Annotated in this window: 11 protein-coding genes, 1 riboswitch and 3 other annotated features; of the genes, 7 read left to right on the forward strand and 4 right to left on the reverse strand. The window is 44.0% G+C overall.

All coding sequences use genetic code 11. The features are described 5' to 3' along the window. Positions 1–138: 138 nt before the first annotated feature. Positions 139–585: a hypothetical protein gene (locus AAGU76_RS13020; RefSeq protein WP_342485941.1), complete on the forward strand. Its 447-nt coding sequence runs from the start codon at positions 139–141 to the stop codon at positions 583–585. 33 nt (positions 586–618) lie between these two features. Here the strand turns inward: AAGU76_RS13020 and AAGU76_RS13025 are convergent, their stop codons facing one another. Continuing rightward, the gene (locus AAGU76_RS13025; protein WP_342485942.1) at positions 619–1,653 is read right to left on the reverse strand and encodes a GerMN domain-containing protein; all 1,035 of its coding nucleotides are present in this window, start codon (positions 1,651–1,653) and stop codon (positions 619–621) included. A gap of 128 nt (positions 1,654–1,781) precedes the next feature. Beyond that, positions 1,782–1,984, forward strand: a binding site (T-box leader). A gap of 42 nt (positions 1,985–2,026) precedes the next feature. After that, positions 2,027–2,223: a binding site (T-box leader), on the forward strand. Between the two features lie 36 nt (positions 2,224–2,259). Here AAGU76_RS13025 and AAGU76_RS13030 point away from each other — a divergent pair. Further along, positions 2,260–3,096: an NAD(P)-binding domain-containing protein gene (locus AAGU76_RS13030; protein ID WP_342485943.1), complete on the forward strand. Its 837-nt coding sequence runs from the start codon at positions 2,260–2,262 to the stop codon at positions 3,094–3,096. 59 nt (positions 3,097–3,155) lie between these two features. Here AAGU76_RS13030 and AAGU76_RS13035 read toward each other — a convergent pair whose 3' ends face one another. Genes AAGU76_RS13035 through AAGU76_RS13045 form a run of 3 tightly spaced genes read right to left on the reverse strand, consistent with a single transcriptional unit; the run spans position 3,156 to position 5,950 of the window. After that, complete coding sequence (locus tag AAGU76_RS13035; protein WP_342485944.1) at positions 3,156–3,959, reverse strand: ABC transporter ATP-binding protein; 804 nt, start codon at positions 3,957–3,959, stop codon at positions 3,156–3,158. After that, the gene (locus tag AAGU76_RS13040; protein ID WP_342485945.1) at positions 3,960–4,982 is read right to left on the reverse strand and encodes an iron ABC transporter permease; all 1,023 of its coding nucleotides are present in this window, start codon (positions 4,980–4,982) and stop codon (positions 3,960–3,962) included. Next, on the reverse strand, positions 4,979–5,950 hold the full coding sequence (locus AAGU76_RS13045; protein WP_342485946.1) for an ABC transporter substrate-binding protein: 972 nt from the start codon (positions 5,948–5,950) through the stop codon (positions 4,979–4,981). The genes AAGU76_RS13040 and AAGU76_RS13045 overlap by 4 nt, the downstream gene beginning before the upstream one ends. Before the next feature lie 172 nt (positions 5,951–6,122). Next, a riboswitch (cobalamin riboswitch) is annotated at positions 6,123–6,308 on the reverse strand. Positions 6,309–6,429: 121 nt separating this feature from the next. Beyond that, positions 6,430–6,634, forward strand: a binding site (T-box leader). A 167-nt stretch (positions 6,635–6,801) separates the two neighbouring features. On the opposite strand from AAGU76_RS13045, the gene AAGU76_RS13050 reads away from it, so the two are divergent. The 5 genes from AAGU76_RS13050 to AAGU76_RS13070 all read left to right on the forward strand — a co-directional run bounded on the left by AAGU76_RS13050 (position 6,802) and on the right by AAGU76_RS13070 (position 14,449). Continuing rightward, the gene (locus AAGU76_RS13050; protein ID WP_342485947.1) at positions 6,802–9,456 is read left to right on the forward strand and encodes a valine--tRNA ligase; all 2,655 of its coding nucleotides are present in this window, start codon (positions 6,802–6,804) and stop codon (positions 9,454–9,456) included. Positions 9,457–9,526: 70 nt separating this feature from the next. After that, positions 9,527–10,543: an alpha-hydroxy-acid oxidizing protein gene (locus AAGU76_RS13055; RefSeq protein WP_342485948.1), complete on the forward strand. Its 1,017-nt coding sequence runs from the start codon at positions 9,527–9,529 to the stop codon at positions 10,541–10,543. A gap of 127 nt (positions 10,544–10,670) precedes the next feature. Next, positions 10,671–11,222: a sigma-70 family RNA polymerase sigma factor gene (locus tag AAGU76_RS13060; protein ID WP_342485949.1), complete on the forward strand. Its 552-nt coding sequence runs from the start codon at positions 10,671–10,673 to the stop codon at positions 11,220–11,222. 13 nt (positions 11,223–11,235) lie between these two features. Then, a complete protein-coding gene (locus tag AAGU76_RS13065; protein ID WP_342485950.1) occupies positions 11,236–12,669 on the forward strand; it encodes a DUF4179 domain-containing protein in 1,434 nt (477 codons plus the stop codon). 133 nt (positions 12,670–12,802) lie between these two features. Next, a complete protein-coding gene (locus AAGU76_RS13070; RefSeq protein WP_342485951.1) occupies positions 12,803–14,449 on the forward strand; it encodes a SulP family inorganic anion transporter in 1,647 nt (548 codons plus the stop codon). Positions 14,450–14,586: the final 137 nt, after the last annotated feature.

Consider the following 14,586-nt stretch of genomic DNA (forward strand, 5'->3'; position numbering starts at 1 on the left):
GAATATATATTGTTTTGAATTATATATAAAAATGCATTTGCAAACGCTTACGTGCAATTATATGGGTAGCCGGTGAAAGTTATATTCCATGATAAAATCAGAATGGAATTTATTTGCCGGTTTTATGTGGGGAATCCGATGAATAATATGTCTAAGGAAATATTTCTTAAAAAAGCATATGCTTTTGCTTTTCGATTAACAGGATCTGAGAATTCAGCATGTATTTTAGCGGAGACGGCAATTAATAGGATGGTTCAGGCATCAGATTTGAGCAATAACATGTCTGAAGATTTTTTTATGTGTATTGCAAGAGATATTTGTAATATTTACATTAGCAATCCCAAGTCCTTTACAGACGAGGACTGTGTAGAACATGATAAAAAAGCTGATGCAAATTTGCTGCAAAAGATCATACTATCCCTTGAACCATTGAACAGGATTACAATAATTTGGAAAGATGTTTATGGATTTAGTTTAGATGAAATAATTCCTGCGGTTAACCAACCATACAATATACTTCAGCAGGTGCTGGCTTCTGCAAGACGGCAGATAATAGCACAATCCCAAAGGGAAGGAAATTTATAGGGCTATTGGCATCACAGCCAAAAGCCCTAAATTTCATTCTGCAGTTTTCACATTGGTGAAGTCAACCTTGGATGGTTCATTTTTCTCAATTATGATGTGGCCTGACTCGTAGCGTTCGTTGTCTATTGTGATATAAACATCATTCACCTGGTAGTATGTCCCCAGGGTATTGGTGAGGCACTGCAGAATCATTGCTTCAAAGCCGCTTCCGGCGTTCATTTCAGTGACGAATTCCTTTGACAGGTCAATGTGCACGCTGTTTTCCTGCTCATCAAAGTAAAGTTCGTTGATTTTGGCGTTGGGGCTTAAAATCTCATAAACAGACAGGTCCTTAATGTTCTTCTCGATGATGTCTTTGGGGTTGTCGTTTGTATTGAAGGATATCTGGACCGCGGCAGTGTTTATGGCTGTTCCGTCAGCATCGGGATAGAAAAGGGTTATGGTCTGTATGAAGGGCTGATCCTTTTCTACTGAAGAAAGTGTTGAGGATACCTGGTATCCTTCGCCTTCACTGACTGTCTTTACAAGGCCTATGTCCTTGGCATAGAAATCCGTGGTCTTTCCCTGAGGGCCTTCGGTTGTAACCTCGATTGTCTGATAGTTTCCTATCTTTGTTACGACTTCTCTGTCAATGGAGGTGATTGTTGAAGTTGTTTCATCGTCGTTTGTCCAGCTGTCCCCTTCCTCCAGAGGCTCCTTCAGGAGGATTCTGCCGCCTTGGAGCTGGTTATCCGTGAAATTTTCCCTGAAGTATGTTTCTCCTCTGTTTAAGAGCTGTGTAAGCTGTCCGTTGTTAAGTTCCATAACCTTTACTGTTTCTGTACCGCCGTTGTCAGATCGAAGCTGTATTCTGCTTTCGTCTGTATAATCAACGTATGTTGTGAAAAAGGCAAATTCGTTACCTTCTCCCTCATAGGTGTACTTGGTGTTTTCGGTAAAAGGATAGTAATCTTCTATTTTTAACGGCAATGGTTTATCCTCATCCTTGCCAGGCACAGGTGTGCTTTCTCTAGTGCAGCCTGTAAAAATCATCGTCAATGCCAATAATATGGGCAGCAAATTGTTCATATGTACCTCCTTATTGTGATGCAGCTATTATACCCATATTTGCGGGTATTAACAATTTGGACTAAATTTTACATTTTCTAAAATTTGTTATTGACAAAAAGCATCAGGTGGTATATTATTCTTTTTAATATTAAGCTATGAAGAGAAGCAGTAGATATGCATGGTCCATAGAGAGGAAACGACCGGTGTAAGGTTTCCGTCCCGCTGCATGTTAAACCCGTCTCGGAGCATTTGGGAGTAACAACCCAAACGGCTAAAACCGTTATTTAAATGAGTGCTGCATTTATTTCTGCAGCAATTAGAGTGGTACCGTGGATATTCCGCCTCTTAGTCAGAGGCGGTTTTTTTTATTAAAGTCCTCGGCAAAAATTAAATACTTGCATAGATGAGAAACATTATGCGTGCATGGTCCAAAGAGAGGAAGCGTCCGGTGAAAGCTTCCGTCCCGCTGAACGCAAAACCCGTCTCGGAGCATTTGGGTGTAGCAACCCAAACGGTTAAACCGTTATTGAAATGAGATGCTGCTGAAAGGCAGTAATTAGAGTGGTACCGCGGAAATCCGCCTCTTTGTAAAGAGGCGGATTATTTTATTATCAGGAGGATATTATGAAAAGAGAACTAGGAATTATAGGAATAGGAAATGTAGGGTCAATGCTTTTGCACAAGTTTACGGAACTTGACCTGATTAAAGAGGAAGACATAACCGTTGCAAACCGTTCGCCGGAAAAACTTGACAGCCTTGAAAAGAAATATCCTGCACTCAATGTATTCAGGAACAATATAGAGCTTGCAAAGAAGTGCGACAACATAATGATATGTGTTGAACCGTTGAACCTTCCGAAGGTGCTGAAGGAAATACAACCGCACCTGAACGAAAATAAGCACATTATGATTTCAACGTCCATGGTTGCCATGAAGGACATTGAAAGATTCCATTCAGGCAGTGTTACAATCTTCATGCCGACGCTGATTTCAATGGTGGACGGCGGCATTACCATCGCTTGTCACAATGGTCGTGTTAATGAAGCCGAAAAGGAATTTTTTGAAAGCCTTATGGGAAACTTCAGCGAGGTGAAGGTAATGGGCGAGGAAGACATTAATCTGAGCCAGAACATGACTGCCAGCTTCCCCGGATTCTTTGCAGAGATAATGCTTGAATTTGTGAAGGCTGCTTCAAAGAGAAGCAAAAGCGTCACAGACGAGGAACTTGAGCACATGCTTCTTGTTTCGCTGCTGGGTGCTTCAAGGCTTCTTTTGGAAAAGAACATGAGCTTTGAGGAAACCATCAGCAGGGTTTCAACAAAGGGAGGAATCACATATGAGGGAGTGAAGGTTTTCGAAAAAATGCTGCCTGAAGTGTTTGATGCGGCGCTGGAAGCTTCAACAGGGAGATACAAGGTAATAACAGAGCTTGCTTCAAAGGAAGCTGCGGAGCTGATGTAATAAATTGATCCCTTAGAAACTTGAATATAAAAAAGGGCAGTGTACTGCCCTTTATGTTTCTATTTGATTTTGCGAAGTCGTGTCCTGTAGGGTCCGTTATCAACTGCTTCCCACTGCTTCAGGGATTCTATCATGTAGCCTGCTACGTCCATTTCGTACACGTCGCTTAACAGTCTGGATGAAATCACATCCTTTGTTTTGCCGTAGGCTGCAATTTTTCCTTTATCCATCAGCAGCACATTGTCAGCCATTTTCATGGCGAGGTTAAGGTCGTGGAACACCCCTATAACCGTGTGGTTCTTCTCCCTGGACCAGTCCTTCAAAAAATCCACCAGCTCCGCCTGATGTTTCAGGTCAAGGTGGTTTGTGGGCTCGTCAAGAAGGATTATCTGAGGGTCCTGAGCCAGCGTTCTTGCCAGGTAAACTCTCTGCAGCTGGCCGCCTGACAGGGTGTTTATCTGCTTGTTCTTCAGGTTGTAGAGTCCAACAGCTTTCAGGCAGGAGTCTGCGTACTCCCTGTCCCTGGCTGTGGGTTCCTTGAACGTCCTTCCTTTCATGTGAAGATACCTTCCAAGCAGAACCGTCTCGTACACGGTGTAGGAAAAATATATGGTTGAAATCTGGCTCATTACCGCAATCTTTTCGGCAACTTCCGTCCTTTTCATGTCTGAGATGTTCACGCCGTCTATTTCGATCGTTCCCATGTGAGGTATCAGTCCGGATATGGTCTTTATGAGCGTTGTCTTTCCGCAGCCGTTAGGTCCCAGTATGCAGAGGTTTTCACCCTCCATGACGTCGATGGATATGTCTGATATGACATCTGCTCCGTTGTATCCGGCGGAAACATTTTTTAAGGTAAGCATTTAAGGCTCCTTTCTCTTGGAAAAATACACATATGCAAAGAACGGCGCTCCAACAATAGCCGTTATGGCACCAACCGGAAGCTCTGAAGGTGATATGATTGTCCTGGCTGCCAGATCGCACAGAACCATGAAGGCACCGCCGAACAGCATGGACATGGGTATCACTATCCTGTGGGAAGAACCGAAAACCTTCCTGACCACGTGGGGAGCTATGAGGTCTATGAAGCCTATCACTCCTACAAAGGAAATGGCGCTTCCTGTCAGGGCTGCCGACAGCCCCAGCAGAAGCCATTTTACCTTCTGGACATCCACACCCATGGTGAAGGCCTGCTCCTCGCCGAATGTCATTATGTCCAGTTCCTTTGCGTAGCTGCCTATGACCAGCACGCCGGCAACCACGATTGGAAACAGCACTGCAGCGTTGGACCAGTCCTTCAGGGCGAAGCTACCCATCTGCCAGAACGTAAGCTGCTCAAGATGCTCCTTCGCCATGGAAGTCAGCAAGGTGAGAATGGCATTCACAAACAGGGAGAACACCATTCCTACAAGTATGATCGTGTTGTTTTCAAGATTTCTGTCCATTTTGGACGCAAACTTCACAGCAGAGAAAACAGTCAGAAGACCAAAAGTGAGGCCTACCAAAGGAAGCGTGAAAGGTCCAATCAGCGGTATTGAAAATCCCGTGACTATGACAAAGGCAGCTCCCAATGACGCTCCGGAAGAAACTCCCAGTGTATAGGACGATGCCAGAGGGTTTTTAAGAACCGACTGCATTACAGTGCCGCTTACAGCCAAGGCCCCTCCCACAAGAAATGCCAGAATTGTTCTGGGCAGCCTCAGGTTCCACACAATTGAAACCGAAACTGATTTAACATCCGAGCTAAGGGGATATGAGAAGAGCTTGTTGGCCGCTATATTTATTATATGGCTTCCGGGAACATAAATGCTTCCCAGTCCTATGCCCATCATCACTACTATTATGCAGATTACGACGGATATGATAACCTTTATTCTTGTGCTCATTTCACATAAACTTCAGGATATACGGCTTCAGCAATCTCTTGCAGTGCCTTAACCACATTGTGGTTTGAAAGTGAACTTGATGTGTTGTCAATATAAAATACCTGGTTGTTCTTGACAGCTTCCATGCTGTCCCAGCCGGCTCTTGACTTTATTTCTTCCGTGGGGTTTTCCACATAACTTACATTTGTCAGTATCACGTCCGGATTTGCTGCTAAAACGGATTCGTCCGATACTGAAATCCATTTTTCCTGGTCCTTAAAAACATTTTCTGCACCGATTATTTCAATCATCTCATTGAGGAACACACCGCTGCCGAAGCTGTAAAGGTTGGGCATTGCGGCTATTTCAAAGTATATGGTCTTCTTTTCCTTCACATTGGCCGAAAGTTTTTTGATTTCATCAATCTTCACCTTCATTCCTTCGACAAGCTCCTGCCCTTTTTCCTTTGCATGAAGGGAATTTGCCAGGAACATTATGTCTTCATATATGCCATCCATGCTGCTGCTTGAAGGAATGTAAGCCATGCATATGCCAAGATCCTTAACCGGCTTGAAGGGGTCGTTTCCGTCTTTCTTGCTCATGCCTGAAGCAATTATCAGGTCAGGTTCAAGAGCAACAAGCTGCTCCACGTCCGGAGTCATCATGTCAAAGTAGGGTATGCCTTCCGGGAGACCTTCAATATCTCTTGAATATTTGTCGGTTGCTATAATCTTGTCTCCAAGACCCAGGGCAACGATTATCTCGGTGTTTGATGGAGACATGGAAATTATCTTTTCCACATTTTCAGGTATTTCTATCTTGTTTCCGGCTCTGTCTTCTGTGGGAAGCTCCGCCTTCTGCTGTGTTTCCTGCGCTGGTTCCTTTGAAGCGCTCTGAACCGGTTTTTCCTGCGGCATGTACTTGGAACATGCGGTTGCTGATGCCATGATAACCAACATTACCACGGCTGCTGCTAATTTCTTTTTCATATATTACCTCCGATGTATTTTAAACATCCCTGCAAATACGAATCGATTAGTCTGACTGTCTGAACAATAAAAAAACGTTTCGGATTGCCGAAACGTAATTACCACAGACTTATGAGTCCAACTGTTACTGTAAGCTATCGCCCTTCTTCCTGGAATGCATAGCATTTGCGGTATTTACGCAAATAATACTGGCAGGTTTTCCGACTCAGAGGTCATAGCTGTTTTTTACCTTCCCGGAAAATCCAGTGGTTGCTAAAAGCATAAAAAACCGCTCTCTCATTACGGCAGCAGGACTGTTTGGGATTCAAACCCAATTCCCTATTATTGCCAAAGGCGCACCAATATCGAAAGATGTTTAATTGCCTCAAGTATATTATAAAATATTATGATTGTCAATTGATTATGTAAATCCGCGTACAAATTGCTCAAATAGTTATTGACAAATAAACATTATTTTAATATTATGGTAAGTAATTAAATATGATGCTGTGATGAAGAGGAGTAGGCTCATAAACTTTCCAGAGAGTGAAACCCGCCGGTTGAAAGGTTTCATAAGTACATGTGTGCCGAAGGTAGCTTTGGAGCATTTAATCCGAACTAAAGTAGGATTAAACGGTTATTCCGTTATACAATTAAGAGCCGTAATGGAAATTAGGTGGTACCGCGGGTTTTCTCGTCCTTTTGTGAGGAGAACACCCGCTTTTTGTATGCCCGACAGCGGCAGGTCAACCGCAATGAGTTCCCGGCTTATGCGAGCGCAGCGAGCTGATAAATTGGTGAACGAAACTGCGAAGCTATGCAATACTGAAACAAAAATTTGAATCTATATTATGATGAAAGGAATATATATTATGACAACAAACATACCCAGCAAGTACAATCCAAAAGAATTTGAAGACAAGATTTATGATATTTGGATGGAAGAAAACTGCTTTAAGGCAGAAGTGAACAAGGACAAAAAACCCTTCACCATAGTGATGCCTCCTCCGAACATAACAGGACAGCTTCACATGGGGCATGCTCTTGACATGACTCTGCAGGATGTACTCACAAGATGGAAAAGGATGCAGGGCTATGAAGCCTTGTGGCTTCCGGGCTCCGACCACGCCAGCATAGCTACGGAGGTTAAGGTAGTTGAAAGGCTCAAGAAGGAAGAAGGAAAATCCAAGGAAGATATCGGCAGGGAAGAATTCTTAAAACGTGCATGGCAGTGGAAGGAAGAATACGGCGGAAGAATCGTAAAGCAGGTTAAGAAGCTGGGCAATTCATGCGACTGGTCAAGAGAAAGATTCACCATGGATGAAGGCTGCAACGAAGCCGTAGTTGAATTTTTCATAAAGCTTTATGAAAAGGGACTGATTTACAGAGGAAACAGGATAATTAACTGGTGCCCCGACTGCCAGACTACACTGTCAGACGCAGAGGTTGAGCACGAGGACATACCGGGCAAGTACTACTATGTAAAATACCCATACGTTGAAAATCCTGATGAGTACTTCGTTGTCGCAACCACAAGGCCTGAGACAATATTCGGAGACGTGGCCATAGCCGCCCATCCGGAAGATGAAAGATACAAGCACCTCATAGGAAAGAAAGTAATTGTTCCTCTGGTTGGAAGAGAAATTCCCATAATCGGAGATGAGTACCCAGACATGGAAAAAGGAACAGGTGCATTGAAAATAACTCCATGCCACGACCCCAATGACTTTGAGATAGGACTTCGCCACAACCTGGAACAGATAAACTGCATGAACGAAGACGGAACAATGAACGAGCAGGCCGGCAAGTACAACGGCATGGACCGTTTCTCGTGTAGGAAGGCTTTTGTAAAGGAACTTGAAGACAACGGCTTCATGGTTAAAACAGAAAACACAGATCACAACGTAGGAACATGCTATAGATGCCACAACATAGTTGAACCAAGGGTTTCTGACCAGTGGTTCGTTAAGATGAAGCCTCTGGCTGAACCGGCTCTCAAGGCAGGGGAGGATAAGGAAGTTCAATTTGTTCCAGAGCGCTTCACCAAGATATACACACACTGGCTGGAAAACATCAGAGACTGGTGCATTTCAAGACAGCTGTGGTGGGGACACAGAATTCCCGCATACTACTGCCAGGAATGCGGCGAGATAATGGTTCAAAAGGATGCTCCTCACAAATGTTCTAAATGCTGCAGCTCAAACATAAAGCAGGATGAGGATGTTCTTGACACATGGTTCTCATCGGGATTGTGGCCTTTCTCCACCTTGGGATGGCCTAATCAGACTGAAGACTTCAAGTACTTCTATCCTACAGACGTATTGGTAACAGGCTACGACATAATATTCTTCTGGGTTGTTCGCATGGTTTTCTCCGCACTTGAGATGACTGACAAATCTCCTTTCAAGCACGTGTTCATTCACGGTCTTGTTAGGGATGCCGAGGGAAGAAAGATGAGCAAGTCCCTGGGAAACGGCATAGATCCCCTTGAGGTTGTAGACCAGTTCGGGGCAGACGCACTGAGATTCATGCTCATGACAGGCATATCACCGGGAAATGATACGAGATTTAACAACGACAGGCTGGAGTCAAGCCGTAACTTTGCCAACAAGCTTTGGAACGCATCAAGGTTCGTTCTCATGAACATTGAAGGCGAACTGATGGATGCAGAAACAGCTTCCGCCAACTACAAGACGGAAGACAAGTGGATAATCTCTAGAATGAACAAGGCAGCAAAGGAAGTTACCGACAATCTTGACAAGTTCGAGCTTGGTCTTGCGGCGCAAAGGGTTTATGACTTCATCTGGAACGAATACTGCGACTGGTACATTGAAATAGTTAAACCGAGATTGTACGGAGAAGAAGGAACAGACAAGGATACTGCAAGATTTGTTCTCATTAAGGTTTTAAAAGACATGCTGAAGCTGCTGCATCCGTTCATGCCGTTCATAACTGAAGAAATATGGTCGTTCCTGCCGGGCACGGATTCAAGGCTTGTGAAAGCCGACTGGCCTAAATACTCTGATTCCGAAAACTTCGAGAAGGATGAATCAAACATGGAATTCTTGATGGAAGCCGTAAGAAGCATCCGTAACACGAGGGCTGAGATGAACGTTGCTCCTTCCAGGAAGGCGAGAGCAATATTTGTTCCTTCAAAGGATGAAGCAAGGGAGTTCATAGAAGCAGGCAGCAAGTACTTTGCCACACTGGCCAACATTACGGAAGTTAAGATTGTTCATGACAAGACGCAGATAGGCGAGGACACTGCTTCCTCGGTTATAGAAGGTACAGAAATATATCTGCCGCTGGCTGACCTCATAGATTTCGAGAAGGAAATAGATAGGCTTGAAAAAGAGAAGTCAAGGCTGCAAGGGGAGCTAGACAGAGTTAACAACAAGCTTGGAAACGAAAAATTCATGAGCAAGGCTCCCGAGAACGTTGTTGCCGAGGAAAGGGAAAAGCTTGAGAAATATCGTGACATGATGGATAAGGTTGTTGAAAGGCTAGAGCATCTGAAGTCAAGATAACGGTTGAAAAATTTCAGCTTAGCTAATAAAATATTATTATAAAAGCAAATTATAGTAAAGGGAGAACAACATGACTTATCAGGAATTACTGGAAAACGCAAGAAGAAAAATGGCTCCTAACTGCAGGGTATGCAAGGAGTGCAACGGGATTGTATGCAAGGGTGAAATACCGGGCACCGGCGGAAAGGGGAACGGAAGAGCGTTCATAGATTCAGTGGAATATCTGTCTAAAATAAAGATCAAGCTGGATGTAATCTACAAGAATGAAGGCCAGGACACTTCTCTTAGCATATTTGGCAAGACATTCAAGTATCCGTTTTTTGCGGCTCCCATCGGAGGTATGAATTTAAACTACAACGGCGCCATAACAGAATCCGAGTATGTGGATGCGGTTGTGAACGGAACTCTGGAAGCAGGAAGCGCAGCCTTCACGGGAGACGGCGCCAATGACAGTATTTTTCTGGATACCATTCCTTACATCAGGGGAGCAGAAGGTGCTGCGGTTCCTACAATCAAGCCCTGGAAAAACGACAAGGTAATTGAAAAGATCAGGCTGCTTGAAGAAGCAGGCGCCATGGCATTCGCCATGGACATAGATTCTGCAGGGCTCATTAACCTGGCCCTGGCAGGCAAGCCTGTATCGGCAAAAAGCGTTGAAGAACTTTCGGAGCTGGCATCATCAACAAAGGTACCGTTTATCGTAAAAGGCGTCATGACTGCTGAAGGTGCAAAAAAGGCGCTGGAAGCAGGAGCGTACGGAATAGTTGTTTCTTCCCATGGAGGAAGAGTTCTGCAGGATGCTGCAGCCCCATGTTCAATGCTTCCGGAAATAAGGGAAGCTGTGGGAGATAAACTGAAAATTTTTGTTGACGGAGGCATACGCTCGGGAGCAGACGTGTTCAAGGCTATAGCACTTGGTGCTGATGCCGTTCTCATAGGAAGACCGTACGTCATAGCAGCTTTCGGAGGCGGAAGTGAAGGGGTAGCCCTTTACACGGAAAAAATCGGTGCAGAGCTTCGAGACGTAATGATAATGTCAGGCTGCAAGGATTTAAAGGACATAACAATTGACAAAATAATAATGTAAGCTGAGACGGCTGTTTAACCACAGCCGTTTTTATTTTTGAGTTTTTTTATGTTTTTATAGTATAATGTGAGTGAAATCCGTTTAAATTGTGAATATGCATATGAAGGAGCTAATGAGGGAGGGCATCATGAATGATGAAAATTTAATAAATCTTTTAAAGAAAAATCCTTCCAAGGGACTTTCCTGTGCCATAGATGAATATGGGGGCCTTGTAAAGACCGTGGTAGTGAGAATCATCGGATACGAGAACCGCCAGGATGCAGAGGAATGCATATCGGATGTATTTGTGGAGCTATGGAAGTCCATCGATAATTATGACAGCAGCAAGGGCGTGCTTAAAAACTACATCATATCCATAGCCAGGTTTGTAAGCATAAACAAGCTCAACAGAAAAATGAACAAGAGAGAACTCATTCCTCTGGAGGAAAATGATATTCAGCTGGAATTTGACATGGATGACCATGTTGCAGGTACCATTAACAGAAAAATAATCAAGGATACAATTTACAGTCTGCCGCAGCCGGACAAGGACATATTCATCAGGCGGTACTACCTTTATGAGGCGGTGAAGGACATCGCCCTATCTATGGGGGTCAGTGCCAAGGCGGTGGAAAACAAGCTTTACAGGGGAAAGGAAAGGCTTAAGGCAGCCCTTGTTGAAAACGGCATAAACATATAGAAAGGATGACGCCATGAAAAAAATAGATGAATTGCTGGACAGCTTCAGCCTGGAAAATGAAGACATGGTTTTTCAGGAGGAGGAAATGTCCCGGGAAGAAGCAAAAAGGATTAAAAAGATGACCCTGCAGAAGCTGAACAGGAAAAAACCTGCAAGCAGAAGGTTCATACTGCCGCTTGCTGCAGCAATGGTAATGCTGTTATCCTTTGCAGCCGTTTTTGCGCAGGGAGGACTTTCAGCCGCATACCACAGACTGTTCGGTGAAAATATCAGGTATGTCAATGATATGGGAACCGAAATTCAGGAGAGTTCAACCTCGAACGGCATTACGCTTAACGTGGCAAACATGGTTGGTGACGAAAATTCATTTTACATCATATTTGAGCTTATAAAGGAAGACGGCACCAGCTTCAAAAAGGCTGATTACATTGATTTTGAACATCTTAATCTGGACTTTGGCGGTTCCGGCGGCTATACCTGGTATAAGATTGAGGATTCCGATCCCGATGACAACAAGGCAACTTTTGTGCTGATCGGCAACACCGAAAAAAAGGCAGCCGGAAAAAAACTTGCGCTCACAGCAGAAAATTTTACTGAATATTCTATTGAAGAACCTGAAAATAAATTTGACCTGTACGGCTTTCTGGCTGAAAACACGGACTATCAGGACCAGGAACTCATAATAAATGAAAACAAGCCGTACATTCCCGTGGATGAAAACATGCCGGAGGATGAAAAGCAAAAGGCACAGCACATAAATGACATTACGCCTGAAAAGGTTCTGCCCTTTATCGGTCTTAACATCCCAGCCGCAGAAGGGACAGGCGGCGTATCAATAGACAATGCCGGATTTGCAGAAAAAAATCTGTGCCTTAGAATTGTAAGGCAGGAATATGGTGATTCAAGTCTTGGGAACATATACTTCGAAAGCAAATCAAACGCTGATGAAAAACTGTACTCTTCGCTGGTACTGACAGAGCGTCGCGGCGGGACTGATTACGACTACTACATTTTTGAAATAAAGGATATGGAAGAACTTAAAAACTATGAATTCAAATATGATATGGTCAACAAAACCAACACAGTAAATGGTCATTGGGAAGTTCAATTCAGAGCAAACTATAAAAATACCACCGTTACTGTTCCTGTAAACAGGAGTGTTATTTTGGACGGCAGAAAGTACACGGTGGATAACATCAAGATATCGCCCCTGTCTCTGACGGTAAAAATGTACAACAGCATCCTTTCCGGCAACGAAAGAGGCGGCAGGCTGAACGACTCTGTTGAGGTGATAATGGAAGACGGATCAAAAGCTGAAATCTCAAGCATGGGAACAAGCACAAATCCTCTGACTTCAACAATAAACATGATATTTTTAAAGCCACTGGATACCACAAAAATCCAGAAGGTCAAAATAGGGGAAATGGAAATAAAAATGCAACAATAATTAATATAAATGAAAAACCGCGGAAACGTTTTCGCAAAACGTTGGAAATTCAGCGGTTTTTTTGTTGCGTTTATTGGAAGAAAGTGATAATATTCATCTGGTATTATATAATTACAATTATATGGAGAGAGAAATGTTAAAACAATATTTTCAGGATCTTAGGCTGGAGTTTGCGGGTTACAACGGCAAAAAACTGTCACAGGACGTAATGGCAGGGCTTACGGTAACTGCAGTTGCTCTTCCGCTGGCACTGGCATTCGGTGTAAGCTCAGGCGCAGGAGCCGCATCGGGAATAATGTCTGCAATACTTGCAGGGATTGTGATGGGTGGATTTGCCGGAGCATCATACCAGGTATCAGGTCCAACAGGCACAATGATTGCCATACTGGCAACCGTCTTTGCAGGCTACGGACCTCAGGGCCTGTTTGTGACTGGTTTTCTGTCAGGAGTGCTTCTGATCATGGCTGCTGTTTTTCACTTCGGAAAGCTTGTGACATTCATACCCGGACCGGTCATCACAGGTTTTACGTCAGGAATAGCAGCAATAATCGCACTGGGACAGCTGGACAACTTCTTTGGTACAACTTCAGCCGGAGCAGACATCATAGAAAAGATCATGTCTTACGGAGAACTGGGATTTTCACCTAACTTCTACGCGGTTTTCATAGGGCTTATGGTAATTGCCATTATGGTTTTCTGGCCCAAGAAATGGAATGCTAGGTTTCCGTCATCGCTGGCGGGACTTATCATAGCACTGGCTGTAAACTGGGTTTTGAATTTTCCTGTTAAGCTTGTGGGTGAAATTCCAAACACCATATTTCTGGAGCAAAGGCTCAGTCTCGGGACTGTGCCCCTTGGTACGGCATTTAAGCTGTTGAGTCCGGCTATGAGCGTAGCCATACTGTGCATGATTGAGAGCCTTCTTTGCGGTGCGTCAGCAGGCAAGGTGAAGAACGAGCCCTTGAATGCAGACAGAGAATTGATGGCTCAGGGGCTTGGGAACATCATAATTCCGTTTTTCGGCGGTATACCTGCCTCTGCAGTGCTTGCGAGAACCAGCGTAGGCCTTAAGTCCGGAGGACAGACACGAATGGTTTCTCTTGTACAGTCTTTGGGGCTGATGCTGTCCATGCTGTTTCTGGGCAGGTTCATTTCGAGAATCCCAATGGCTGCACTGGCGGGAGTGCTCATGGTAACGGCCTGGAGAATGAATGAGTGGAATGAGATAAAGTACATATTTGAAAAGAAATTCGGGACTGCCATTTTGGAGTTCACAATAACCATGGCTGCAACCGTCATGTTCGATCTGACAATTGCAATCCTTATAGGAGTGTTCCTGGGCATCATGATATTTGTGCTGAAGAACAGCGAATTGAAGATTGACGTGAGTCCGGTGGATTTGAAGAGAATCAAAGGCCATGAGGTTTCATCGGATTATGTGAACACGAAAATAGTATATCTTACCGGGCCCTTGTTCTTTATAACCAGAGATAAGCTTGAGCAGCTCACTGTTCACGGAATAGATACGGAAAACATGATAATATCCATGAGGGCCGCCACCAGCATTGACGAGTCTGCAGTGGGAGTGTTCAAGGAAGTTGTTGGGAAGCTGAAAAGCAGCGGCACGCTTGTCATATTCTGCGGGGTTCAGGACAATGTGAAGGAAATGTTCGACCGTTCGGGACTCACAGAAATAATAGGCGAAGAGTGCTTCTTCTGGGACGCCATCGAGTCTTTGAGATACCTTAACATAATTCAAACTGAAGAGATAGCCATATAGTGAAATTCCGGGAAACCGGAATTTTTATTTCGCGTTTTGGTAAAGACATTGACATTTGGCGAAGCTGCGGACAATTTTTTGCATAATAAAAGCGGCCATCATCTCAGCTGCCGCTTTTATCTATAGTTTTCAATTGT

This window comes from Sedimentibacter sp., from assembly GCF_038562225.1.
In the GTDB taxonomy this organism is placed as follows: Bacteria; Bacillota; Clostridia; order Tissierellales; family Sedimentibacteraceae; genus Sedimentibacter.

What these genes read in the sequence shown, in the direction of transcription:
- AAGU76_RS13035 (WP_342485944.1), bottom strand. Translation starts at nt 3,959, where the DNA reads ATGCTTACCTTAAAAAATGTTTCCGCCGGATACAACGGAGCAGATGTC.
- AAGU76_RS13055 (WP_342485948.1), top strand. Translation starts at nt 9,527, where the DNA reads ATGACTTATCAGGAATTACTGGAAAACGCAAGAAGAAAAATGGCTCCT.
- AAGU76_RS13020 (WP_342485941.1), top strand. Translation starts at nt 139, where the DNA reads ATGAATAATATGTCTAAGGAAATATTTCTTAAAAAAGCATATGCTTTT.
- AAGU76_RS13040 (WP_342485945.1), bottom strand. Translation starts at nt 4,982, where the DNA reads ATGAGCACAAGAATAAAGGTTATCATATCCGTCGTAATCTGCATAATA.
- AAGU76_RS13065 (WP_342485950.1), top strand. Translation starts at nt 11,236, where the DNA reads ATGAAAAAAATAGATGAATTGCTGGACAGCTTCAGCCTGGAAAATGAA.
- AAGU76_RS13025 (WP_342485942.1), bottom strand. Translation starts at nt 1,653, where the DNA reads ATGAACAATTTGCTGCCCATATTATTGGCATTGACGATGATTTTTACA.
- AAGU76_RS13060 (WP_342485949.1), top strand. Translation starts at nt 10,671, where the DNA reads ATGAATGATGAAAATTTAATAAATCTTTTAAAGAAAAATCCTTCCAAG.
- AAGU76_RS13045 (WP_342485946.1), bottom strand. Translation starts at nt 5,950, where the DNA reads ATGAAAAAGAAATTAGCAGCAGCCGTGGTAATGTTGGTTATCATGGCA.
- AAGU76_RS13030 (WP_342485943.1), top strand. Translation starts at nt 2,260, where the DNA reads ATGAAAAGAGAACTAGGAATTATAGGAATAGGAAATGTAGGGTCAATG.
- AAGU76_RS13070 (WP_342485951.1), top strand. Translation starts at nt 12,803, where the DNA reads ATGTTAAAACAATATTTTCAGGATCTTAGGCTGGAGTTTGCGGGTTAC.
- AAGU76_RS13050 (WP_342485947.1), top strand. Translation starts at nt 6,802, where the DNA reads ATGACAACAAACATACCCAGCAAGTACAATCCAAAAGAATTTGAAGAC.